Annotated in this window: 20 protein-coding genes; 8 read left to right on the top strand and 12 right to left on the bottom strand. The window is 42.5% G+C overall.

Annotation, left to right across the window (positions count from 1 at the left end; translation table 11 throughout):
• Window positions 1-13: 13 nt before the first annotated feature.
• The 5 genes from PSF31_RS11095 (at window position 14) to PSF31_RS11075 (ending at window position 5,663) form a co-directional block, all read left to right on the top strand.
• A complete protein-coding gene (locus PSF31_RS11095; RefSeq protein ID WP_096863511.1) occupies window positions 14-1,714 on the top strand; it encodes a hypothetical protein in 1,701 nt (566 codons plus the stop codon).
• 3 nt (window positions 1,715-1,717) lie between these two features.
• A complete protein-coding gene (locus PSF31_RS11090) occupies window positions 1,718-1,969 on the top strand; it encodes an acyl carrier protein (protein ID WP_096863512.1) in 252 nt (83 codons plus the stop codon).
• Between the two features lie 231 nt (window positions 1,970-2,200).
• On the top strand, window positions 2,201-3,586 hold the full coding sequence (locus tag PSF31_RS11085) for an MFS transporter (RefSeq protein WP_094960854.1): 1,386 nt from the start codon (window positions 2,201-2,203) through the stop codon (window positions 3,584-3,586).
• 76 nt (window positions 3,587-3,662) lie between these two features.
• The gene (locus tag PSF31_RS11080) at window positions 3,663-4,664 is read left to right on the top strand and encodes a LacI family DNA-binding transcriptional regulator (RefSeq protein ID WP_096863513.1); all 1,002 of its coding nucleotides are present in this window, start codon (window positions 3,663-3,665) and stop codon (window positions 4,662-4,664) included.
• A 24-nt stretch (window positions 4,665-4,688) separates the two neighbouring features.
• Window positions 4,689-5,663 (top strand): nucleoside hydrolase, encoded by a 975-nt coding sequence (locus PSF31_RS11075; RefSeq protein WP_096863514.1) that lies wholly within the window; start codon window positions 4,689-4,691, stop codon window positions 5,661-5,663.
• A gap of 44 nt (window positions 5,664-5,707) precedes the next feature.
• On the opposite strand, the gene PSF31_RS11070 is transcribed toward PSF31_RS11075, so the two are convergent.
• The 7 genes from PSF31_RS11070 to PSF31_RS11040 all read right to left on the bottom strand — a co-directional run bounded on the left by PSF31_RS11070 (window position 5,708) and on the right by PSF31_RS11040 (window position 14,591).
• On the bottom strand, window positions 5,708-7,096 hold the full coding sequence (locus PSF31_RS11070) for an amidohydrolase family protein (RefSeq protein WP_096863515.1): 1,389 nt from the start codon (window positions 7,094-7,096) through the stop codon (window positions 5,708-5,710).
• Between the two features lie 141 nt (window positions 7,097-7,237).
• Window positions 7,238-8,188, bottom strand: coding sequence for a carbamate kinase family protein (locus PSF31_RS11065; RefSeq protein WP_004262965.1), 951 nt, complete (start codon window positions 8,186-8,188; stop codon window positions 7,238-7,240).
• 76 nt (window positions 8,189-8,264) lie between these two features.
• Window positions 8,265-9,827 (bottom strand): xanthine permease, encoded by a 1,563-nt coding sequence (locus PSF31_RS11060; protein ID WP_096863516.1) that lies wholly within the window; start codon window positions 9,825-9,827, stop codon window positions 8,265-8,267.
• Between the two features lie 244 nt (window positions 9,828-10,071).
• Entirely contained in the window at window positions 10,072-11,487 is a 1,416-nt protein-coding gene (locus PSF31_RS11055; RefSeq protein WP_096863517.1) for a DUF1116 domain-containing protein, read from the bottom strand.
• Window positions 11,487-13,037, bottom strand: a complete 1,551-nt coding sequence (gene fdrA / locus PSF31_RS11050; protein WP_096863518.1) for an acyl-CoA synthetase FdrA — start codon at window positions 13,035-13,037, stop codon at window positions 11,487-11,489. The genes PSF31_RS11055 and fdrA overlap by 1 nt, the downstream gene beginning before the upstream one ends.
• Window positions 13,027-13,950 carry a DUF2877 domain-containing protein gene (locus PSF31_RS11045; protein ID WP_112307991.1) on the bottom strand — a complete coding sequence of 308 codons (924 nt, stop codon included), beginning with the start codon at window positions 13,948-13,950 and terminating at the stop codon, window positions 13,027-13,029. Before PSF31_RS11045 ends, fdrA begins: the two co-directional genes overlap by 11 nt.
• 35 nt (window positions 13,951-13,985) lie before the next feature.
• Window positions 13,986-14,591, bottom strand: a complete 606-nt coding sequence (locus PSF31_RS11040; RefSeq protein ID WP_096863519.1) for an ankyrin repeat domain-containing protein — start codon at window positions 14,589-14,591, stop codon at window positions 13,986-13,988.
• Between the two features lie 601 nt (window positions 14,592-15,192).
• Here PSF31_RS11040 and PSF31_RS11035 point away from each other — a divergent pair.
• Window positions 15,193-16,125, top strand: coding sequence for a LysR substrate-binding domain-containing protein (locus tag PSF31_RS11035; protein ID WP_096863520.1), 933 nt, complete (start codon window positions 15,193-15,195; stop codon window positions 16,123-16,125).
• 2 nt (window positions 16,126-16,127) lie between these two features.
• Here PSF31_RS11035 and PSF31_RS11030 read toward each other — a convergent pair whose 3' ends face one another.
• Window positions 16,128-16,985 carry an alpha/beta hydrolase gene (locus PSF31_RS11030; RefSeq protein WP_096863521.1) on the bottom strand — a complete coding sequence of 286 codons (858 nt, stop codon included), beginning with the start codon at window positions 16,983-16,985 and terminating at the stop codon, window positions 16,128-16,130.
• A gap of 61 nt (window positions 16,986-17,046) precedes the next feature.
• A complete protein-coding gene (locus PSF31_RS11025) occupies window positions 17,047-19,101 on the bottom strand; it encodes a TonB-dependent receptor domain-containing protein (RefSeq protein WP_096863522.1) in 2,055 nt (684 codons plus the stop codon).
• An 848-nt stretch (window positions 19,102-19,949) separates the two neighbouring features.
• Here PSF31_RS11025 and emrA point away from each other — a divergent pair.
• Both emrA and PSF31_RS11015 read left to right on the top strand, forming a co-directional pair.
• Window positions 19,950-21,122, top strand: a complete 1,173-nt coding sequence (gene emrA, locus PSF31_RS11020) for a multidrug efflux MFS transporter periplasmic adaptor subunit EmrA (RefSeq protein WP_004262941.1) — start codon at window positions 19,950-19,952, stop codon at window positions 21,120-21,122.
• Between the two features lie 16 nt (window positions 21,123-21,138).
• The gene (locus PSF31_RS11015) at window positions 21,139-22,662 is read left to right on the top strand and encodes a DHA2 family efflux MFS transporter permease subunit (protein ID WP_094960846.1); all 1,524 of its coding nucleotides are present in this window, start codon (window positions 21,139-21,141) and stop codon (window positions 22,660-22,662) included.
• A gap of 37 nt (window positions 22,663-22,699) precedes the next feature.
• On the opposite strand, the gene paaY is transcribed toward PSF31_RS11015, so the two are convergent.
• The 3 genes from paaY to paaK all read right to left on the bottom strand — a co-directional run bounded on the left by paaY (window position 22,700) and on the right by paaK (window position 25,715).
• Window positions 22,700-23,293 carry a phenylacetic acid degradation protein PaaY gene (gene paaY, locus PSF31_RS11010; RefSeq protein WP_004262936.1) on the bottom strand — a complete coding sequence of 198 codons (594 nt, stop codon included), beginning with the start codon at window positions 23,291-23,293 and terminating at the stop codon, window positions 22,700-22,702.
• A 21-nt stretch (window positions 23,294-23,314) separates the two neighbouring features.
• Window positions 23,315-24,253, bottom strand: a complete 939-nt coding sequence (paaX, locus tag PSF31_RS11005) for a phenylacetic acid degradation operon negative regulatory protein PaaX (RefSeq protein WP_004262932.1) — start codon at window positions 24,251-24,253, stop codon at window positions 23,315-23,317.
• Between the two features lie 151 nt (window positions 24,254-24,404).
• Window positions 24,405-25,715, bottom strand: coding sequence for a phenylacetate--CoA ligase PaaK (paaK, locus tag PSF31_RS11000; protein ID WP_094960845.1), 1,311 nt, complete (start codon window positions 25,713-25,715; stop codon window positions 24,405-24,407).
• Between the last annotated feature and the right edge of the window lie 14 nt (window positions 25,716-25,729).

Genomic DNA, 25,729 nt, shown 5'->3' with positions numbered 1-25,729 from the left:
ATAAGGTGAAGGGATGGGTGAAATTAGCACGAGATCAGCGGTAAATAATGCATTACCAGTATCCAAAAAAAATGATCGGCCAATATCATTTTCAAATGATATAAATTCAGTTAATAACGTAGGCCAGGAAGTTCATTTTCCTTTAAAAGAACAGGCTATTGATAAAACATTTAATCTTTCAGGTAATGCTGAGGATTTACACTCGAACAACCAAAAGTTACAGGCGAATATAATTGAATCGCTATTAATTGAAAATAAATCTAGTATCAGTTTGGAAATGATAACCAAAACCCTGAATTTGGGGCATGCTGGTAGTCTTCAAGGGCAAAAATTGCAGTATCAACTTGAAAATGCACTCATTGTTTTAACGCTATTGACTCCGGATGAAATTAAAGGGTCAAAGGTATTAGACTGCGCTGCAGAATTAATTAAGCAAGTTAATAAAAGTAATAGTGATAAAGATCTTAAGCAAGTGCTTAAATCATCGCAAAAAGCGCTTGAAGCGGAGCTTTTTGATAATATCTTGAGCGATAAAAATATTGATGAACTTAACCAACGCTTTACTGATAAATATGTTTATCCTGCAATTAAAGAAAAATTAAGACCTTTTTTATCTGAAAAAACCATCGAAGAGTTACCGATAGATAAATTATTCGATGCATCTCTTCAAAAAACAAAAGAAGAGTTAATTATAGAAGCAAAAAACCAGCTGATAAAACATAAAGCTGATAAATCAGTTGATAGACTTTTGCAGGTACATAATATATTTTCAGCGTTGGAACAACAAATCGAAATTATGGGGCAGTTGAGTATTTCTATAAATACGGATATTAAGACTGAAAATGTGGTAACACCATGCTCCGAGAAAAATGTTAAGCCAGAAGATAGTGTGGATGGTGGCACGAGTTCTGTTATATCACCTAATAGTTCGGCTTCAACTCCTTATAAATCTGATGTGATGCTAAAAGAACTGGTCGCTGTGAATAACGACGGAACAAAAACGAGCCAGTTTGAAAATAAAACAGTAGATAGCCGAACACCCGAGTCAGCTCAAAAAAATAGCCCCGAAGAGGGTGACAATAAGCCCAGTATACTTAGGTTTAAAAGCACGTTAGATATTCCTCAAGTTAATAATAATCCACAGGTGGCATTAGCTAGAAACGCAGTGGAAAAGGGGCATTCTTTGGCTGATGAGTTGCGCCAAAGCATTCTGGACGGTTCGCGGGATCCATCTGCACATGCCAGTAGCAAACCATTAGCATCTGCTGAGTCTAAGTTTAGTCCCGATATAAACGCGTTACTTCCTAAACCAATGGTGTCAGCGAGACGCTTCGAATTAGTTGAAGTTACTGACAAGATGACGGGTGAAACGAAAAAAAGTTGGCAAGCTAAAGTTCCGGAAGAAAAAAATATCACCTTATCAGGTCATGGGGCGCTAACCCGTAACCAAGCTGATAAAGAACGTTATGCGAGTGGGCCGATAGCGTCAAGTACGGAAAAAATGGGGATCCCCAATAATACCAATACATTCAGTAGCAGCTTTAAATCTACAGAAATTGTCGATGAAGTAACAGGAGAAAAGAGGATAACGTGGCAGTTATCTGATGCGGAAACAAGCCAATCAGTCACGTTAACGGAGATGGGGGCGTTAACCCGTAATCAAGCAGATAAAGAACGCTATAACGATAATACTACCCGTTCTGAAAAAGGTTAATAAATGACAGCACAGAGTTTAATTCAGCAACAATGGGTAGAAGATAAAATTAAGGAAATCCGGACTTATTCAGGAATAACGGAATCTTTTACCATGGACTCAGCCCTAATAAGAGATTTGCATATTGATTCTTTGGAAATGTTAGAGTTGATAGCAGCCATTGAGCAGTATACCGGGCAACCCATTAGCGATGAAGTCTGGATGAAATGGTATAATTTACAGGATATTGTCGAGTATCTATTGAGTGTCAAATAAAAGCAGAAAGCCACGGTATTTATACGAGCGTGGCTTTTGTTTATTTATTTCCTATCGTGCTATTTCAGTCATCTAAAATTCATATTTTTGTCATCAAGTGATAACGCTCACAAAATAGCATACCCTCGTTTGCTTAATTCTACGCGCGTAGACTATCCTTTAAGTAAATAAAAAACGCCAGTTAGATTTTTTGATTAATAGGCTTCGCGCCAACACCAAGGGTTTATCACTATGGCTACACAATTAAATATCGAGGCGAGTCAACAAGCCGCGCAAGAACGGTTAAGTACGCCAGAAGGAAAAAAAGATTTCCGGCGGGCGATTTTTTCTTGTTGGTTAGGTACAACCATGGAATATGCAGACTTTGCTCTCTATGGTTTAGCGGCAGGTATTATTTTCGGTGATGTTTTCTTCCCTGATGCAACGCCTATTATGGCGCTGTTATCCAGTTTTGCAGCCTATTCAGTCGGGTTTATTGCACGTCCGATTGGCGCGTTATTTTTTGGTTGGCTAGGTGATAAACATGGCCGAAAAATGGTTATGGTCATCACGATTGCATTGATGGGGCTATCGACTACATTAATTGGTGCGATACCCAGCCATGCACAAATTGGTGTTTGGGCGCCTGTTTGTTTGGTGATCCTAAGGTTTGCTCAAGGCTTAGGGGCGGGAGCTGAGCTATCCGGTGGTACTGTGATGTTGGGAGAATATGCGCCAGTAAAACGCCGTGGTTTAGTTTCTTCGATTATTGCATTAGGCTCCAACAGTGGAACATTACTGGCCTCAATGATTTGGTTGATAGTGTTACAAATGGACAAAGAAAGTTTGATGTCATGGGGATGGCGGATTCCTTTCCTTGGCAGTATTTTGATTGCATTGGCGGCATTATTTATTCGTCAACATATGCGTGAGACGCCAGTTTTTGAGCGGCAAAAAGAACAGCTTGCTGAAGAACGCCGCCTCGCATTGGAATCTGATGCTGTCGCTCACCCTGTAGACAACCGTTCATTTTGGCAAAAAACGCGGGCATTTTGGACCATGGTCGGGTTGCGTATTGGTGAAAATGGGCCATCTTATCTTGCTCAAGGCTTTATTATCGGTTATGTCACCAAAATATTGTTGGTTGATAAATCTGTGCCAACAACGGCGGTTTTGATAGCGTCAATTCTTGGTTTTGCCATCATTCCATTTGCCGGGTGGTTATCAGATAAATTTGGGCGTCGGATTGTTTATCGCTGGTTCTGTTTTTTACTGATGTTGTATGCCGTGCCCGCTTTCATGTTATTAGACTCCCGAGAGCCAATGATTGTTATTCCAACCATTGTTATTGGGATGGGGTTAGCATCACTAGGGATTTTTGGCGTACAAGCAGCTTGGGGCGTGGAGTTATTTGGTGTACGTAATCGTTATACTAAAATGGCTTTCGCTAAAGAGCTTGGTTCTATTTTATCTGGTGGTACTGCGCCGCTGGTGGCATCTGCATTATTGTCATGGACAGGGCATTGGTGGCCGATAGCCGTTTATTTTATTGCAATGGCATGTATTGGTTTAGTGACCACATTCTTTGCACCGGAAACGCGAGGCCGTGACCTAAATCTACCAGAAGATGCGATATAAGTAAGCATGGCTGTATATAAAAGTCAGAGTGGCTGCTATTCTTTGGCAAAGTCATGTTAGAAAAAGGAATTGCTGGGTGTCAGATACAAATGACCGTAAAGTGACGCGGGTAGATGTTGCCCGCGAAGCCAGAACCTCGGTTGCGGTAGTCAGTTATGTGATTAACAATGGCCCTCGTCCTGTTGCAGAGGCAACGCGGCAAAAGGTGTTAGCAGCAATCAAAAAAACGGGGTATCGGCCAAATGGTATTGCAAAAGCCCTAGCTTCAGGGAGCACGCAAACCTATGGGCTAGTGATCCCCGATATCTCTAACCCGTTTTTAGCCTCTATTGCGCATGCTTTGCAGCGTGAAGCGTTTAAATATGGGCATGTTTTGTTACTGGGGGATGCGGGGGATTCTCGGGTTCGTGAAAAAGAGCTGATTAATAACCTTTTGCTCAGGCAAGTTGAAGGGCTTATTTATACCAGTGTTGACCGGCATCCCTATGTTGATTTAATTCAGTCATCGGGCACGCCCTGTGTGATGCTCGATAGGATTGAAGCCGCAGAAGGGATCAGTACCATTCAAGTGAATGAGAAACTGGCCGCCTATAAAATTACCCGTCATCTTATTAAGCATGGCTATCAAAATATTGGCATTATTTGCGGCCCGAATGAGATGCTCAACACACAAGACCGCTTAAATGGCTGGAAATCTGCGCTGACAGAAGCGGAGTTATCCATACAACAAAAATGGATTTTATCGGGGGAATACACCCGTGATTGGGGTTACCAAGCTATCTATCAGATGCGGGAAGAGGGATTCCCCGAAGCTATTTTTGCCACGAATGAATTGCAAGCTTTTGGCTGTTTAAAAGCCTTAGCAGAATTAAAATTACGCGTACCAGAAGACATTGCACTGGTATGTTTTAACGGTACCGTGCAATCAGAATATACTGTTCCAACTCTCACAACTGTTCGCCAGCCTGTTGATAAAATAGCGCAAAAAGCGATACACATCTTACAAAATTGGCCGCAAAAAGAAGCCATTTGTGAAGTGGAATTTGAATTACAAATCGGGCACTCATGTGGGTGCTGATTATTTATTGTTTCAGGGAAATTTATGCGTGTGATTATAGATTGCGACCCCGGTAATGGGGTCGTTGGTGCGAATGTTGATGATGGCCTAGCACTTGCGCTGGCTATCGCTGCACCTGAAATCAAATTGGAAATGATCACCACAGTTTCGGGTAATACACCTAGCGAAATTGGCTTTGACGTTGCTAGTCATTTAGTTCATTCACTGGGTGAAAATATTCCTGTTTATCGTGGTGCATCGTCAGCCTTGGTTGAAACTAGCGCACCATGGCGCGAACTACTCGATAACGGCGCTGAACGAGCGCAACTTACGCACCTATGGGATGGCCTTCCATCCATACCCAGCTTACCGAAGTCTATCCCAGAAGCCGCGTTACGTATTGGCGAGTTAGTTTGCCAGAACCCAAAACAAATCACGATTATTGCCATTGGCCCATTAACCAATATCGCAATAGCAATGCAGATGTTTCCTGACATGGCTAAAAACGTGGCAGAGATAGTAATCATGGGGGCGGTTTTTAACGTGCCGGGGTACTTGAAAGACACTAATTTTGGCATCGACCCTGAAGCGGCCTACGCGGTGCTTAATAGTGGGGCTAACCTGACTTTAGTGCCGATGGATGTCACCGTACAAACGCAAATGGTGCATGAGGATCTTGATAAGCTTGCTCAAATTGGTACACCACTGAGCCGTTTTCTTGTGGCAACAATGCGACCGTGGATGGATTATTCACGTGCGACACGTCATTTAGCAGGATGCTGGATACATGATGTGTTAACCGTGGCATGGTTATTGGATAAGGGCCTGGTGACTTATGATAAAAAGCACGTAGGTATTGAGCTACAGGGAGCACTACGCGGTAAAAGCTTTTGCTATGACGCACTTCGCCTACGGGTCGGGGTTCCTGAACCAAAAACAAAACCAATTACTGTGCTGCAATCCGTAGATAACTCAGGTTTATTAGATTTAATCTTTAATACGCTCAAATTGAAAAAATAATGTGGTATGAAAGAATAGCGCCTATAGGCGCTATTTTTTTATCACTATGAAGCAGACTTCGGCATCATTCCATGGGCTAAATGGCCTTTATGGAAAGTCGCGAACCTTGGTGAGATCCGTGCAACGGCCTCGGCAGAACAAGATGCATCAAGCAGCACAAAGCTGGCGTCATCCCCTTTAGCTGGCCACACTTGTTGGCCTTTTTCATCTAACGGCAGAATGTTGCCTGTTGCGATGGCCAGTGAGCGGGACAGCGATAGCTCATCAGGGCGAGTATAAAGCTGCGCGTATAAATTGGCTTTTTCTAGCATATCGCCTAGGCCAAAGGGCGACCAATGGTCAATCACACTATCCGTTCCGGTCATCACAAATACCCCATTTTTATTTAGGGTTTTCAGTGGCATATGCAGTGTGCCAATCGGGACGGTAGAGGCAATGGTAATTTGCTGCTCAGCCAACTGTTTTGCCGTTTTTTCCGCTTGTTCAGGGGTGAGTGTTGCCAGTGCAAAGGCATGGCTGATGGTCACTTTACCGCGTAAGCTGCGGTTTTCATCCACCGTTTTTATCATATAATTGATAGCGGCAACGCCTGCAGGGCTCGTTTCATGCAGATGAATATCCACGCCTTTGTTGTAGTCCAATGCAATTTGGAACATCGAATCGAGAGACTTTTCCATCGCGCTATCTACATTGGTTGGGTCTAAACCGCCAACGTAATGAGCGCCCGCTTGCATGGCTTCACGCATTAAACCCTCTGACTTGGAATGTAATAAACCATGTTGCGGAAAGGCGACAATTTCGCAAGTTAGGTCTTGTTGGTGTTCACCAAGCACTTTTTGTAAGGCTTCTAAATTTTTTAAACCGGAAACGGGTTCGATATTACAATGGCTACGAGCAATGGTCGATCCTTGGGATTGGATCAGTGCGATCAGCGCATTCGCTCTTTCTTCCGTGAAAGGTTGTAATTCAGGTAGCAATTTTTGCTCTAACGCGATCATATCCATAATGGTTTTGCCTTCACGTGACTGTGGCGCTTGCCATGGCCCGCCATAGAAAGTTTTATCAAGGTGGATATGCATGTCACGAAAGGCCGGTAGCATCAGTTTGCCTTGCGCACTATAGGCATTTAATGTGCCATCAGCATGCTGTTTATTCGGTAAAACGGCTGCAATTTTACCGTCCCGGATTTCTACAGTGTGTAATGCGGTTTGGGTGCCGACGACCGTTGAATCTTGGTAATTAAAGCCAGTTTCGAGTAATACGTCATCGAGGTAATAATGTTTATCCGTAATACTGGACTGGCCTGCTTTTTGGCTAGTTTGGTCTTGAGCGGAGGCAAAGCCCGATACCGCGCCGAATAAAGTGCAAGCGGCTGCGACTTTAGCGCTGGTGGAAAGGAACTCTCTTCTGCCTGATGATTTTTCTGCTTTCATAGAAACTCCTAGTGATATCCATTTACTGTCGAATTTCCTGTTTTTAAGCGACACTTACCCACTCAGATCGTCATCAAACGATCTGAGGAATATTGCGGTTTGCGACTAACAAAAAATTCGCATGATCCAGATTATAGAAACTTACCCTTGAACAATATGGGTTCCCGTTTCACCGCGTAAGGCTTCTGGTAGCTTTTCAGGGGTGGTGATGATCACACGTTTACCGCCATTGGCAATAAACGATAGGCTGGCTTCAATCTTCGGTAACATGCTACCCGCTGGGAAATGGCCTTCTTCCATGTAGCGTTGCATGTCGCTAGTGCTGGTTTCGCCAAGTGCTTTTTGTTCAGGTTTGCCGAAGTGAATACACACTTTTTCGACACCTGTGGTGATAATTAAAATATCGGCATTGAGCTCTTTCGCCAGTAAAGTTGTTGAGAGGTCTTTATCAATCACCGCGTCAACACTTTTGTAGCCACCATTACCGTTATCAATGACTGGAATACCGCCACCACCTGCAGCAACCACCACATAATTGTGTTCTGTTAAAGTGCGGATTGCTTGTGATTCAATCACACGTTTTGGTTCGGGGGAGGCCACCACACGGCGGTAACCGCGACCAGAGTCTTCAACAAAATGCCAGTTTGGGTTTTCTTGCTGTAATTGCTGAGCTTGTTGCTCAGTAAAAAATGCCCCAATCGGCTTGGTTGGCGCGCTAAAGTTTGGGTCGTTTTTATCGACTTCAACTTGTGTCACTACTGTAATTGCTTGGCGGTTATGGCGTTTTGCTAAGACGTTAGTCAAAGCTTGTTGAACTAAATAGCCAATTCCGCCTTGAGTATCTGCCACACAGTTAGCCAGCGGTGTTAAAGGTAAACCTTCGGTTTCGTGTGCAATTTCTGCACGGCGCAAATCTAATCCAACTTGAGGTCCATTTCCATGGGTCAAAACAATGTTGTAATTACCTTCAAGCATGTCACTAATATGATGTGCGACTTCTTGAACGGCTTTTTCTTGAGCTTCGATAGACTGGCTGTTGTTATCTTTGATAATACTGTTGCCCCCGATGGCAACAACCACGAGTTCTTTCATTGTTAATGTTTCCTGAGACAGAGATTTAGCTGATAGTAGGTGTACAGCGCACACCTACTATAAAAGGTTGGCTTGGTTACACTGACTTACTGAGTTTCTCAGATTTTTCAGCTTGTTGTTCTTCCACCGATTTCCGGCTATCTAAAAAGTGTTTGAGTACAAATAAAGCTGCCATCATGAGGTATGCGTAAACAAACATCAAGGTTGAACCAGTAGCAATTCCGACCGATGGGGAGTGAATAATTCCGAAGAATACTAATATTGCTCCCGCAGCAGCAGCAATGGCTCCACGCAGTGGTTGATTGAGGATAGCAAAGATAGCAATACAGCCCCATAACATACTGGCTAACGGTGCACCGTTACCTAAATGAACTAGACCTTGGTAATAAACACCTTTATGTAGCAAGGTTTCAACACCAATTGCACTCGCAGAGGTGCCCGCCGCGCCCATGACACTATTAACCATCGTCAATGCCCAGTTAGCAATCCATGGGAATAGACAGATAAAGATAACGGGAACTTCAATTTTTGGCGTTTCTCGCACAACTTGGTTGGCGGTGACGACACCGATAAACACCAGTATTGGCACAATAGCGGTCATTGGAATGATAGCTAACATAAAGGCACCGATACCGAATAATGGGACGATAAACATAGTGATACCGGATGCTAGGGTATAACCTACGCTAGCGCCCATGGCTTTCCAACCCGCATGGCCGACATAAACAGTGACAGGGAATGGGTTACCCATAAAACAGCCAACTGTAGACGATAAACCGTTAGCTAACATAACCTTACGAGTATTATATTCATCACCTGCAGCATGCGCACTTTCAATATTTTCAAGGTCGAAGATATAGTTTGCTAAGCCAAGTGGTACCGCAGACGCTAAGTAAGGCAGAGCGTGTGGCAGGCCTTGGAAGAAGCTATCAATATGTATGCCCGGCGGGTTGAAACCAAATGACGCCATTGAGTCTTTGATTGCTTCCGCACTTTGCAAGCCAGAAACCCATGCCAATACCGTACCGGCAATTAGCAGCAATAAGCCAGTTGGGATGCGAGCAAAAATCGGTTTTTTACCAAACCAGTTAATGAAAATTAATAACAGCACAATGAATGAAACCGTTGGTGCTTCAAACGCTTGCAGCATCGGGTTCATCGCTAGTAACAGTAATCCTAAACCTGACAAACAGGATAACAGTACGGTGCGAGGGATCATCTTACGGATGGTTTCACCTAAGAAAGAACCACCGACGAGGATCATTGACTCGACAAAACACCAAACTAGCGCAATTTGGATCGCAAATTCAGCATTCTGTGTTGTTTGGTAGACAGGCATGATGACTAAGAACGTCACCGTAAAGATAGAAGGCGCACTGGGCCCTGATGGTAAAGCGGTGACATCATTGCGTCCAGTTTGCTTTATCATTTGCTGGCCAAAGTAAGCATAGCTTACGCTGGCAAGTAAAACAGCGAAACCAAAGGCAGGAGCGATACGGCCGTAAACAATTTCTGATGGGATGCCGACAACGAAAATCAAGAGACCCATCATGGTGAGTAGGTTGGTTAGGTTATTGGTCATTAAGCCGAAGTAGGCGGCCAAATCCCCACGTTTCCATTTGATATTTAGTATATTCATAAAATACTCCCATACCCGTCATACTTTGAACCGCAGCGTTGTTGGCTGCGTTCATTCACCCTAGTCACATACTTGTGTATGCTCCTAGGGACTCATTTACTTGCCGCCTAGCTGCAATTCAAATTATTTAGGGTATACCCCTACATTTTGAGTTACAGCACTGTTTTTCAAATAAAATTAATCAGGGTTCACGTTTTATTTTTATTGCCCAACCGGAGTTGGGCGTCTTTTTTATGATTGAAAACTAAGCATATTTCTGTGCGTAGGCCAACATGGCTTTTTCAAAGCAATCAAACGGCGGGTGAACAATACCTGCCCCAATCATACCGATGCCCGCATCTTTATGGGCAATGGCTGTGTTGATAACAGGTAAAATACCACTGGCTGAAACCTTCGTAATATCAATAGCTGTAGGGATACCCATAAAGCCCAGTAATGGAATAGTCACGTTCGGGTTCTCACCTAAGGTGATTTCACGCATTTGGCGAGAGAAATCGACCGCTTCTTCTACCGTACCGCCAACGAGTGCCACAATAGCTGGCGCTGTTGCCATAGCAAAACCGCCAATACCGTAGGTTTCTGTGATTGCGGAGTCACCGATATCTAAACCAGAGTCTTCAGGTTTGTAGCCTGCAAACATTGGGCCGATAACTTGCTGAGAAGGCCCTGTGAACCATTGACCTGGTAGTCCACTAATGCGTAAACCAAATTCATAGCCATTACGCGCCATGGTCGTGACAACCGTGCTGTATTCGATACCGTGAGCCGCATCCATTGATGCTTTACACATCGCCATCCACGTTGGGCCGGAGAAGTAATCGCTGCTTGCAACAAAATCAAATACTTCTTTTTGCTGGGCGACAGAGAAATCAGTTTGAATGATCCCCGTTGTAAGCGCTTGAATCAGTAAGGTTGTCCCTGCATTGTTGCGGTTATGGCACTCATCGCCCATATGCAGTGCTTGAGCAAGCATCAAACGCAGGTCGATTTCACCAACGATTTTCATTGCGTCGCGCAGCATTGGGCCTAATACATCACGCATCCAATTTAAACGGTCTATTACACTTTGGTCGTTGGCACCCATGCGCAGGATTTTCGCCATTTGCTCACTGAGGTTAGTGAATGCACGGTTGCCATAGGTTTTATTTTCAACGATATGCATAAACATCGATGCTGAAGTGACACCAGCCATCGAACCTACACAATCGTGTTCATGGCAAGGGGAGAAAATGATATCCCCCGAGGCCGCAACACGTTCTGCATCGGCTAAGTCTTTCGCTAAGCCTTCAAAAACCAGCGCTCCCGTCACCGCACCTTTCATCGCGCCACACATATCTTTCCAATCAACCGGTGGGCCTGCGTGTAGGATAGTATTTTTGGTCATGCCCGGAACCACATTAATCGCTTGGTCGTAACCGATTAACACAGGTTGAGATTGAATAATGCGCTCAAGCGCTTGGGCATTGGCGGCCGCAATTTTTTCTTGTAGTGCGGCATTACCTTCAATTTGGTCGAGGGCGCGGATAACCGCAACGTTGCCTTGTCCGGGAGGAGTCCAATTTAAATGTGTGACCGGAACATGCTGTTTTTTTAGGTCATCACTGAACATTTCGATGCCAACATTGATGACATTTAATGGCTGCTTAAATAATGAAGTCATTATGCTTTCTCCCCTTTCCATACAAACTCACGCCCTAATAAACCGGTATTGGTGCTGCTACTTGCCCAGATAACGCGGGCATCTGTTAGCATTTTGACCTGCGCATCCATCGACGGTGTGTCTTGGTCAGTACCCAGCACATAGCCTAAAATTTCTAATTCACGCCCATCTTGTTTGGCAATATTCTTCGCTTCTTTAATTGCGTCGATCATCACGCCTACTGGGTCTTCGTGAGAACCAAAGCCCAAAACGAAGTCCATCATAATGACGCCAACTTCAGGGTCGCGAGCCTCTTGTAATAAGCGTTCAATGCGGTTGGTAGGGTCGATCATTGGGTGCGGTTTACCGTTGGTAAAGTCGTCATCACCAAAGTCGAGGAAAGTGTGCGCAATACTTTTGTTGAGGTCTTTTAAGCGATAGTCAGGGTTTGGCTGAATATTGCTGTAAACATCATCGTATTTTTCCAAGGCGGCAAACATGGCTTCATCGCATAGCGTTCCACCACAGAATAAGCCACGAATATATTTCTGCTCAGGTTTCAGTTTTGCTCTGACTTCGTCAATAAGTGGTAAATTAAGAGGGTGTAAATCTAAATCTTCTTTGCGAATACCGGTTAATAGAACGGCTTTCAGTGCGGCTTCTTTGGTGCCCTGAGCAAAGGTTAGACCGGGTTTGTCTTCTGGTAGTGGTTGGCTACCTAAGAAACACACAACAACTGGTTTGTGGCATTTTTCCGCTTGTTCTAACACTTTTTTCGCGACGTTAGGAGCTGGTGGCTTAGAGATCAATGCGATAACTTGGGTTTCATCATCGGCATCAAGCATTTTCAGGGCGTCAATCATCATGATACCGCCAATTTTCTCGCTTAAATCGCGACCACCAGTACCAATTAATTGGGAAACCCCTGCGCCAAATTCGTGAATACGGACGCTAAGTTCTTGGCTACCCGTACCGGATGCACCGATGATGCCAATGCTGCCACGGCGAACGCTATTACCAAAGCACAGCGCGGTTCCGTTGATAATGGCAGTTCCGCAGTCAGGGCCCATCATCAGTAAGCCTTTTTTGCTAGCCAGCTGTTTAAGTGCGAGTTCATCTTCAATGGAGACGTTATCGGAAAATAGCATGACATTGAGGTCATTTTCTAACGCAATGCGTGCTTCACGGGCAGCAAACTGACCATTTACTGAAATGACGGCAAGGTTGGCATCTGGGATATGTGTTTTCGCTGAATTAATGGTGGCGTATTTGGCTTCATGCTGCCCGCCGCCTTGATTTTTCTTATTAAATAAATCTTCGATAGCAATTAATGTGGCTTCGTTAGCTTCATCACTTGGGCCTTTAATGACAATCATTAAATCGCCATTTTTAGCCTCTTCTAATTCAGGTGTTAGTAAACCTAAATTACGTAAAACACCTTTGTTCATCTCTGTTGCCATTGCGACGAACGCTTGCTCAACATTGTCGAGTTGATTGGCTTTTGTCGAAATAGACATCAGTGATACGGAATCAAAATAGGTATTCTTTTTTATGACAACTTTAGTCGACATAGTTTTCTCCGAAATAATGGGTGATATACAGGGCATCTCGCAAGCCAAATAGCATGTCGCTGCCAGAACTCGACCCGATATTTAAAATCTCTAAAAATTGTGGATAAATATTTGTTTCTTTCGCATCAACTAATGATTGAATTAATTGCTGCATATTTTCGCGATATTCTCGGTTTAATGCTTTTTCTAATGTGATGGCACTGATAGGTGTCGTCTGGCTTAAGCTTTGGGTTATTCCTTGATAAAACTCAGGGTAAAAAGTGGCAGCCGGGTGACCGGTTAATAATAAAAATGCCATTAACCCAACTAAGTAATCATCTCCTGAAGGTGTTAGCCCGATACCTAATCCAACAAACTGGTGGATCACATAAATAATATTTTCTTTATTTTTTTTAATTATTGACTCAATCAATTCAGAGCGTAATTGAACCAATTGCTCTGTCATAGAGAGATAAAAAAAGTTATCTCCCTGATATTTAAATAGAGAATTTTTATTTTCAGTTAAGATTAAATCCAAATTACTTATTTGTTCTTCGATATATAATAAATAATTTGATTTCTTCAGTTCGTTATCACTAAAGTTGATAACTGGTTGCCGCCATTCTTTACATAAAGAAAATGATATTAAATAATGACTACCAATCAATATTTCTTTATTTGATAAATTAATAGTCTCTCCTTCTTTAATATCGAAAAGAGAAAAGTCTTTATTGATTAATCGGCAACTATTTGGTGCATTATCTAATTGAGAACAAAGCAAAGTATAAAGTACATTATCAATAGAAAAGTTAATGGCTTTATTAAATACTTGTTCTACCATTCCTTGGGGTTGTGGCTGATTCAACAGATTGAGAAAATGTGTATCAGCCGTTAGCCCATATAACCTTTGCCGATGAGATATGGATGCGTTCACATGCCTCCTTATCCTATTTAAAGTCTATGATTTCGCTAGGCTCCAGCTGCAATCAGTAACTCAGCAATCTCGTTATAGCCTTTTTCACGTGCTAGCTCTAATGGTTTTTTACCATATTTATCAGTCATGTGAGGGTTTGCGCCATGGTCTAATAGCAATTTAACGATTTGCTGCTGTTTTTTGCCACCGTCGTTGAGTACGATAGCTTCTAATAGTGGTGTCCAACCTACAAAGTTGGTGTGGTTGACATTAATATCGGTTTTTTCAAGTAATTCACGAACAATTTCTACATGGCCTTTTTCACTAGCAGGTGTAATTCCCACACCACCAAAACGGGTCAATAAATCTAAATCTGGTTTTGCAGGCAAGACAATACGCAATAAAGTGAGGTCATTATTAAGACAACTTAATAAGAAAGGGTTAAAACACGTTTGGTCTTGTTTATTAATATCCGCCCCTGCATTAATCAGAAAAGAAACACATTCATAATGTTTATTTAGGCTGGCATTGACGATAGCTGTACGGCCCTGACGGTTGGTGGTATTAATATCCACACCTTTTTCAAGACAACTTTTTAATATTTCTAATTGTCCTTGTTCAGCGGCGGTTAAAAAATCGTGAGCGAGAGTACTAGCGGTCATCATTTTCCCCTTAGGTTGGTTTTTATTACCAACATAGATAAAGACAATTTAAAGGTGACTTCGAATATATAATGATTAGAGCATAGCAATTGTCATTAATAAAAAGAATCCGTTTAAATTTAATTCATCAATGAGGCGTTTGATTGTTGAATTAAATTCAATAATCCGGCTTTTTTGTGCGTGTGAGCATTATTTTTAATCGTTATTTGATAGTTTATGGCCATTTTTTGACCCGAATTGTGTGATTTTCTTTGTTAATTAAAATCGAAAATCATGATTTACTCAGTTCTGTGATAGACATCAAATTGAAAGTTTTTAATTTGTTAAATTTGTAATTTTATTGATCGCAATCGTGTCGAATGTTAATACTTGGTTTGCCTATTTAATTCAATAATATTAGGTATTTCGAATATTAATAGTTACTTTAAAGGTGTGGTTTTTACTTGGCGAAAATGCATATCAAATTTAATCTATTCCAGTTGTTAATAATTCTGTTAAGCTATAAAAATGTGCTCGAAAAATAATCTGATTTTTACGTTATTGAATTTTATTCACATAAAAATATGATTTGTCTAAATTTTAAACATTTTTGGCGGTGGGTATGAACTCAATTTTTACGGAAGAAAACTTACTGACTTACACAACAGCGGCGAAGTTTGCGAGTTTTAGTAAAGCAGCAGAAGAGTTAGGCGTGACCACCTCCGCGGTGAGTTATACCATCAAACGTATCGAAACCTATTTAGATGTGGCGTTATTTATTCGTAATACCCGTAATATTGAACTCACCGAAGCCGGTTATTATTTTTATCGTAAAGCAACCGACTTGCTTAATAATTTCCATTCCATTCAAAAAAGTATTTATTCTATTGAGCAAGGTATTGAAGCGCGGGTACGTATTTGTATTAATCAGTTATTATATACGCCGTATCATACCGCTAGGTTATTGCAAATATTAAAAAAACAGTTTGCTACCTGCCACATTACAGTGACAACAGAAGTGTACAATGGGGTTTGGGATGCCATTATTAATAACCATGCGGATATTGCGATTGGCGCTCCGGGTACTTTGATGGATGGCGGTGGAATTGACTACACTGAAATTGGTGCGATTCACTGGCAATTTGCTATTGCAGCAACTCACCCTTTGGCACTGATGCCAGAGCCTATCGCTGAGAGCCAGTTGCGTCTTTATCCAAATATTATGGTAGAGGATACCGCGCATACCATTAATAAGCGGGTGGGTTGGCTACTACATGGGCAAGAGGCAATTCAAGTTCCTGATTTTAATACTAAATGCCAGTGTCAGATACTCGGTGAAGGGATTGGCTTTTTACCCGATTATATGATCAAAGAACATGTTAAACATGGCCTGTTGGTAACAAAACAAATTCAGAACCCACGACAAGACTCCCATATGCTATTAGCCACACAACATTCAGCTACTGGGCTTGTGACGCAGTGGATCCGCAAAGAATTTGGTGAAAAGGGGGTTTTAGCAGACCTCTACAGCGACCTCCTAAAACCCATCAATTAGTATTATTGGCTAGCGACATCAAGGGCTTTATCGATGGCGTCAGGGATCACTGAACCGTGGTTTTTGCCGTCGAACAAGGTAAATTCACAGTGCCTTTGGTGGTTTGCAATTTCAGTGCAAACTTGGCGTGTGCTAATCCAACTTTTGCGCATTTGGTAATTTTTCACCTGTTCGGTGCTGAGTTTGGATAAATCAGGGCTCTCTTCTAAACCACCTAAAGTCACAAACAGGGGGGAACTGGCCTGTTTAGCTGTCAATTTTGCTAAATCCACCATACTTCCTTTGCCCCACCATAATGACGGGCTGGCAGAAACATAAAACTGGAAATCATCCGGCTGTTGCTGGTATGCCATCAAGGTAAATAATCCACCAAATGAATGGCCAAATAAGGTTTGCTTGCTTTTATCAATAGGAAACTGTTGTTCTGCCCATGGGCGGATTGTGTCAGTTAAATATTGGTATAGCGCAGGGGAGCCGCCCCCTTGTTTAAAATCGTCACCTGCAACAGGTGGGGTATAGTCGTAAGTTCGCCATGCTTTTGGAAAGGCTTCATCGATTGGATAACCAATTCCAATAATAATCGGTAGTTTATCTACGTGGAGCTTTTCAACAGCGCGATTAACGGCTTTAGGATATAAGCCATTGCCATCAAGCATATATAGGACAGGGCGTTGTGCGGTGACATTATAGGGTACTGCACTGTAAATGCGCAGTGCACGGTCACCGTAGGTCATATCCGTTTGTTGGATATCGTAAAATTGGCTGACAGTTTTATCCAAGGGTGGAATGGTTTGGCTTGGGCGGGAAAATGCGGAACTGGTCATACACAATAATATGCCACTTAATATGATTTTATTCATTTATTGAGTCTATTTAAAGGTTTTGAGGGCATACCTGAAACAGGCATACCCTCAGAGTTAATTAGAAACTAACGTTAACGTTCGCCCAATAACGGCGTCCGTCTTCAACATCCCAGTTGCCATCAACTTTATCAATTTTAGGTCCTTTTTCATTACCAATATTTAGCACCGCAAAGTTCAGTTTAGTGTTTTTAAATAATTGATAGGTTGCGCCGACATCCATAGTGGTATAGCCACTACGATAGCGAGGCACTTTAGAACCATTACGTTGTGCTGCCCACACCTGTTTTCCTTCATAATGCGCACGTGTGTATAAAGTGAGGTCTTCATTGAAGTTCCAATCCAATTTCGCATTAGCAATATGTTTTGGTGTTTTATCCAATGGATAACCTTTTAAGGAAATACCGTTACCTAATTTCTCATCATCACTTTTACGTTCGGAATCGGTGTATGTGTAATTTAGGTTAAGATTCCAATCCTGTGCGATAGGAATACCTGTTGCAACTTCAACACCTTTGATGTTCGCTTTACCCACATTATCGTAGGTATATAACGTGAGGTTAGGGTGGTTAGGGTCGGGTTGGTTAAGTGAGTAGCTAGTTAGCTTGTTTTTGAAGTCGGTATTAAAGAACGTTAAGCTCGCATTAAAGCCAGACTCATGGTTATAGGCAATACTGATTTCTTCACTAACGCTTTTTTCCGGTTTTAGGTCTGGGTTACCGTAGATAATCCCGTTCCCCCCTTGGGTAGAGGTGCCATAACCTTTACTGATTTCACGTAATGTAGGTGCGCGGAAAGCAGAAGAAACGCCCCCTTTAATGGTGATCTCATCCGTCAGATAATAAACGGCATAACCCCTTGGGTTCCAATGGTTACCATAAGTTTCGTGGTGATCTAAACGTAGTCCACCAGTTAAGATCAGATCATCCGTTGCGGTAAATTCATTTTCGACAAACAGTGCTGATTGATCGACTGACATACTGGTTTTTTCCATTACGCCTTTTGAGACCAAGGAGCTGTCTTTGAGTTTTGAGTACTGATATTGCCCGCCGACGGTTAAGATGTTGTCCGGCAGGAAAGCCACCACTTTTCCATCAACAACGGTATTGGTAATTTCGGGTACGCGGTCTTCATAACCGCCTTCCCAATGCCCTGTTGTTTGATTACGGTCTTGGGATTTTATTTTACGTTTGGTTTTTTCTTGGTAAACACTGAGCTCAGTATTAAAAGAATCCCACTCACCTTTATAAGTCAGAGCTGCATGGTTGCGGTCATTATGCCACTCTTCTTTGGAATTATATTGCTTGTCCCCACCACGAATTTCATATTCAGATCCAGATTTACCTGGTGTCGATGTTTTCTCTTGGGTGCTACGACCCGCTTCTAATAAGAACGTTTGGTTCTCTTGTGGTGTAAAGGTTAATTTGGCTGTTAAGCTGCGGTTATCACGTTGATGATGACCTTCTAAGATTTTATCTTCCTGACGGTAGTTACCACCACCATACAATTGCAGGCCGAGTTTATCTTGAATTAATGGACCAGATAGGTAGAAGTTACCGTCGGTTGAATTACCGCTATCACTGTTTTCTTGGATAATTGCGCCGGTTGTCACACTACCGTGCCATTCATTGGTCACTTTTTTGGTGATGATATTGATAACACCACCCATCGCATCAGAACCATACAGGGAGGACATAGGTCCACGGATCACTTCGATGCGTTCAATCGCTTCGACAGGTGGCATAAAGCCCGCTTCAAAACCACCGCTCCCATTTGGACGTGATTCACGGCTATTTTGACGACGCCCATCGACCAATATCAACGTGTATTCGCCGGGTAAGCCACGGATATTAATATCTTGTTTGTTGGCGGCCCCAACGATACTCACCCCTTCCACGTCTTTAACGGCATCGGCGAGGTCACGGACAGGTTTATTTTGTAATTGGTCTGCACTGATCACGGTCACACTAGCAGGAGCATCACGCAGTTGTTGCGAGAAGCCTGACGCACTGACGACCATGGTATCTGTTTTATTGTCTGCTGCTGTAGCGCTAAATGAAGATAAAGCCGCACAAACACCGGCGGCAATAAGGGTGTAGTGATATTGCAAAGTCATAGTTATCCCTAGTAAATATAAATGAGAATGATAATTATATTGTTTGCGAATATTATCACTAAAACATATCAAAAATAAATAATGAGCTAGCTAATTTATGAGCAATATTTGATCTCAGCTAAGAATTTTCACCTAAGGTGTTTTCCCCCCTTTTACCGTTTTTACCAAGCGTGACGAAAAATTAAGGCTTAACTTTGGTTTATGGTGTTTATCGGTGTGTAAATCTACTCTAGCGCCAACGTTCACTAAAAAAATTTGAGTTATATGAAACATACATTCAAAATTAGCCCGTATCCTTGGGGATAACCTCGTTAACCTAATGAATAATATTAAGTACTGGTAAAGAGATAAAAGCCGGCCGATAGGCCAGCAATACTAGCGTACTTCGTTACTCTATTAAGCACCGTATTGAGTTTATTAATGTTGTATTGATGAGGACAAAAATGAAAATCGAGACAATCAGTGGTATTAAAAAGCAAGCGGCAGCCCGTGATCAAAAATGAAAACTCCAAGTTAAGAAATCATAAATATAGCCTAATAAATAGGGGCTTCACATCTAAAAAAGAATGTCGATAATTGAATGATTGATTTTTATTACGAGTAAATATTATTTAATATATTTTTAATTTTCACTTTCAATCTAATTAAGAATGATTTTGATTAAATTGATAATAAACATCAATTTAATGCTTGATTTGATTTGCTTTTAATTAGTTGTTTTATATCAATGAATTAATGGTTTTTTGTTGGGATTAATTTGATTGTAAATTATTAGCTATTGCTTTATTACATATAGTTCGTAAATATATAGGAAGAATTAATATTGATTTCAGAACTTGAGAGTTATTATGAGTCAAGATACCCATTCAGAAACACATAATCAAAAAACGACGAATGAAAAACGCAGAACAATATGGATGGTGATAGCCACAATAATTATCATTCTATTATTTGTAGCCTACGGTGCTTATTGGTTTTTAGTTTTACGCTTTCAAGAATATACCGATGATGCCTATGTATCTGGCTTGCAAATCCCGATAGTTGCGCAAACAACGGGTAATGTTACTCAAGTTAACTTTGAAAACACCGACTTGGTAAAGGCGGGTGATGTACTCGTTGTATTAGATAAAACTAACGCCCGCTTAGCATTCGAACAAGCCAAACATGATTTAGCAACAACCGTGCGCAAAACCAAAGAGCTCTATATCAATGGTGATGAATATCAAGCGCAAATTCAAAAAAACCGGGTGACACTTGCGCAAGCGCAAAAAGATTATCAACGTCGTGTGGCTTTAGGCCGCAGCGGTACCATTTCGAAGGAAGACTTACAGCACTCCCAAGAAGCGGTGCAACTTGCTCAGGCAGCTCTGGATATTTCTATTCAACAATATAATGCCAACCGTGCATTGTTGCGTAATACAGAGCTCAAAAAACAACCAGCAATTCAGCAAGCGGCTGATAGCGTGCGCAGTGCGTGGATAAACTTACAACGTACTGAAATTAAAAGCCCGATGACGGGGTATGTTTCACGGCGTAATGTTCAAGTTGGTTCTCAAGTCAGCCCACAGAGCTCTTTAATGGCCATTGTGCCTGTTCAGCCTGTTTGGGTAGATGCAAACTTCAAAGAAACCCAACTGGAAAAAGTCCGTATTGGGCAACCCGTGACGATTAACAGTGATTTTTACGGAGATGATATCGTTTATAACGGTACCGTTGTCGGGCTTGATATGGGAACCGGCAGTGCTTTCTCATTATTACCCGCCCAAAACGCGACAGGGAACTGGATTAAAGTCGTACAGCGCTTGCCTGTACGTGTTGAATTAGACCCTGAGCAGGTGGCGAAGCACCCATTACGCATTGGGTTATCCATGAATGTCACCATAGATATTAAAGACCAGAATGGCCCTGTTTTAGCGGAAGTCCAGCGTACAGCACCAGCATTTGAAAGTGATGTGTTGGTCTTAAACTTAAGTGATGTCGACCACATCATCGACACCATTATCAGCGATAACGCAGACTAGCTTGAAAGGAGCCGTTGTGGCAGATATTCAACCACTTAAGGGTGCAAAACTGGTATGGGCAACCATTGCGTTGTCCCTTGCGACCTTCATGCAGGTGCTTGATTCCACGATTGCTAACGTGGCTATCCCGACTATTGCCGGTGACCTTGGGGTTTCTATGTCTCAAGGGACATGGGTGATTACCTCTTTTGGCGTATCGAATGCGATTTCAATTGCCATTTCTGGTTATTTGGCGAAGCGTTTTGGTGAAATCCGTGTTTTCTTATGGGCAACGGCACTTTTCACATTATTTTCATTACTTTGTGGGTTTTCCGATAGCCTTGGTATGCTGATTTTATACCGCGTATTGCAAGGGGCCGTCGCCGGGCCAGTGATCCCGCTTTCGCAAAGTCTTATCATGCGTTGCTATCCGCCAAAAATGCAAAATATGGCGTTAGCATTTTGGTCGATGACGATTATTTTAGCCCCAGTATTCGGTCCTATTTTTGGTGGTTATATTAGTGATAACTTCCATTGGGGCTGGATATTCTTTATGAATGTGCCTTTAGGCATTTTCGTCATTATTGTCGGCTCAATTATCCTAAAAGGGATGGAGTCGACGGTTGTGAAAGTGCCATTCAATGTGATTGGTTTGGCACTACTTTCTGTGGGAGTTGGTTGCTTACAAGTTCTGCTCGACAAAGGTAAGGAACTGGGATGGTTGGCGTCTAATGAAATTGTTATCTTAGCCGTTGTTTCAGCGATTGCGTTGGTATTCCTCGTTATTTGGGAACTCACAGATAAAAACCCAATTGTCGAATTATCGTTATTTAAATCGCGCAATTTTACCATCGGAACGATTTCTGTCAGCTTGGCATATATGGCCTATTTCGGTGCTATTGTCTTGTTGCCGCAACTTTTACAGGAAGTTTATGGCTATACGGCAACATGGGCAGGGCTCGCATTGGCACCTATTGGCTTATTGCCTGTGTTGTTCTCGGCTCCAGTGGCAAAATTATCTGATTTTCTCGATATTCGCTGGATAGTGACCTTTAGCTTTGTATTCTATGCAATTTGCTTCTTCTGGCGTGCATATACTTTTGAACCGAGTATGGGCTTTTCTGCTGTGGTTTGGCCGCAATTGGTACAAGGGATGGCAGTGGCTTGTTTCTTTATGCCACTGACTACATTGACACTTTCAGGTTTACCGCCGGAAAAACTCGCTTCTGCGTCGAGTTTAGCTAACTTCTTCCGTACCTTAGCGGGTTCAATAGGGACTTCCATTACCACAACGCTGTGGAGCGATAGAGAAGCCGTGCATCATAGCCAATTAACGGAATTTATTACCGATTACAATCCTGAATCTTTAGGGATGTATCAAGAAATGGCCGCTCATGGGCTGAGTACCGAACAGACTTCCGGTTTTATTGCCCAGCAAATTACTAGCCAAGGGTTAATTATTGCTGCAAATGAGATTTTCTGGTTATGCGGTTGGGTATTTATTGCGCTGATTATTACCGTTTGGTTTGCTAAGCCACCATTTGGCAGTAATGCGAAATAATTAATGGATGGGGCTACGTATTTTAGCCCCATCTAGCTTATAACTGGGATTTAGGGATCACATTCTCGAAACTTAGAGTGGGTCGGTTCGTTTCGATTTCTTTGAGTGGTTCGACTTCTTTAAAGGTGTTTAAGCAGCGTGTGACTAAGTTTTGATAATCTTTAGTTCCGCTGGTTTTCCAGGCAATTTCTTTGTCTGATAAAGCGCGCAAGACCTTGGCTGGAGTGCCGACAATTAAACTATTTTCTGGAAAGATAGCTTCAGCTTTGACGAAGGCGCATGCGCCCACTATGGAATTTTCGCCAATTACGGCTCCATCCATAATTACACTATTCATCCCGACTAGCGCATTACGTTTGATATGGCAGCCATGCAAAATTGCCCCATGACCAATGTGCCCATTTTCCTCGACGATCGTTTCATATTGCGGGAAACCGTGCATGACACAATTATCTTGCACATTGGCACCATCTTTAATGATCAAGCGACCAAAGTCCCCACGTAAGCTGGCGTTTGGGCCAATATAGACATTTTTGCCAATAATAACATCACCAATTACCACAGCAGTAGGGTGCACAAAACTTTCAGGGCTTACGACGGGCGTAATACCATCGATTTGATAAAAAGGCATACAGGCTCCTGTAATGTGTATTTAGGCGGCTATATCTCTGAGTACTCCACCAAAGCGGCGATAATAAGCGCTGGATGGCTGAGGCAGTTCGCCAACCGTCGTTTCGCACTGTTCAGAAACATATTGGGTTGCCGCTTGATCAATGCGTTGATAAATATTGGTGCAAAGATGGCGAGCAATATGGCCTTCCCATTGTGTAGGAAGGAGTTCATCAGGTAATAACGGGTCTTTAAGCGTGACACGTCGGTAGAAGTGGATCAGTAACAAACGTAGCTGAAAGCAGTGTTCAGGGGAAATCTGTGCGTCAGTATTTTCTTTAAGGAGTAGTGCAAGTGGCCTAAATAAGGAAATAAACTGATGGTAATGCTCTGAAATTTCTTGCAAAGACCAAGCGTGTGAAACCAGTTCTTTGAGGTTTTTTTCTGAGCGGCTATAGGGGTAATCGGCATGAAAATAAATGGCATTTTCCGTAGCATTGAGTTCATTAAGTAGTGTCGGTACATCACTTTGCGCACAGCTTGGTGCCGCCATGAGAGACGTGTTAAATTGCCCGAAACCGAGCCAACTCAGTTCCTTTTTTAGCCTAATTTTTTCGTCTTTATCAGCCGCTTCGAGGAGTAGTAAATCCCACTTTCCATCCCAATCAGGCTGCCCTGCGAGGTAAATTTTATTTTCTGCACGGCGAAACCGACTTTGCCCTCGTTCAGAAATGCGGTAATAGCTGCGACGGCCGATTTTTTCTACATCGAGCCAACCTTCTTTTTGTAAACGGAAAACGGAGGTTCGAACAAAGCGGTCAGTAAAGCCCATCGGTTCTAACAGCTTAGTTAAGCTTCCTAACCACACTTCGCCACCACGATGGTGCAAAGCATCACCATAGAGTGAGCTAATTAGAGACGTACCACTAATGGGCTGGCTTGCTATTGCATGTTGTATGAATTGGCTAAGTTTATTTTCCATTTATATTTCATCTATAAAATTTATGTATCAGAAGGCTTACTGAATAGTAGACATAAATTTAAAGGTTGTCTTCCATTACCTGTTTTGAACACTTTCTCAGAGATTAAGGCATATCAGAGTAGTTCACTCCAATATGCCTTAATAATTTGAATTAAATCGCAATTCTAGTATCAATTACTCGTTCGGCTTTGCCTTGAGAACGAGGGATATCGCCGCAATTTACAATACTAATACGGGTGCTAATGCCAACCATGGATTTGATTCGGTGCTTTAAATGGTGGCAGATATTACAGCGTTCATCATAAGTGAGTTGTTCAGGGTGTTTGAGCTCAACACGGACAGATAAGTTGTCCATATTGCCTTGGCGACCAATCTCTAACTGATAGTGGGGAGAAAGCTCCTTAAACTGCATAATTTGTTCTTCAATCTGAGAAGGGAACACATTTACGCCGCGAATAATCATCATGTCATCTGAACGACCGGTGATTTTACCAATTCGACGCATATTACGATTTACCCCCTGCATAAGGTGGGTGAGGTCGCGAGTTCGGTAACGAATCACAGGCATAGCTTCCTTTGTCAAGGTAGTAAACACTAACTCACCATGTTCACCCGCTCCTAATGTTTTTAAGGTATTGGGGGAAATAATTTCGGGATAAAAATGGTCTTCCCAGATAGTTGGGCCACTCTCTCCTGAGTCTGCACACTCCATAGCGACACCAGGCCCCATGACTTCAGATAAACCGTAAATGTCTAACGCTTTGATACCAAGGCGGGTTTCAATTTCTGTTCTGAGAGATTCTGTCCAAGGTTCAGCGCCAAAGACACCTAATCTAAGTGAGCACTTACTAGCATCTCCGCCCATGATTTTCTCAAGTTCATCAATAATACTTAAGCAGTACGATGGAGTTACCATGATCACATCGGGTTTGAAATCCGCGATTAGTTGCGCTTGTTTTTCAGTTTGCCCACCAGACATAGGGATCACTGCAGCCCCTAGGCGTTCCGCGCCATAATGAGCGCCTAGGCCTCCGGTGAATAAACCATAGCCGTAAGCAACATGGACTTTATCGCCTCGGACAGTGCCTGCAGAACGTAAACTACGTGCGATCAGATCAGCCCAGTTATCGATATCCCGTTGGGTGTAACCCACAACAGTTGGACGCCCTGTAGTTCCCGAAGAGGCGTGAATGCGGATGATTTGGTCCATTGGCACGGCAAAGGTGCTAAATGGGTAGTTTTCACGTAAATCCTGTTTGGTCGTGTAAGGGAATTTTTCGATATCACTCAGTTGTTTGAAATCGTCAGGGTGTACACCCGCATCATCGAATTTCTTTCGATACATGGGGACGTTTTCATAGGCGTGAGTGAGTGTCCACTTCATTCGAGAATACTGTAAAGACTCGATCTCATCCCGCGATGCAAATTCAATTGGGTCGATGCTATCTTGTATATTGCTCATAATTGCCTGTCCTC

It is taken from the genome of Providencia sp. PROV156, from assembly GCF_028480905.1.
Lineage (GTDB): Bacteria > Pseudomonadota > Gammaproteobacteria > Enterobacterales > Enterobacteriaceae > Providencia > Providencia hangzhouensis.
The sequence above is the reverse complement of the archived record's forward strand: the minus strand, read 5'-3'. Positions and strand labels throughout refer to the sequence as shown.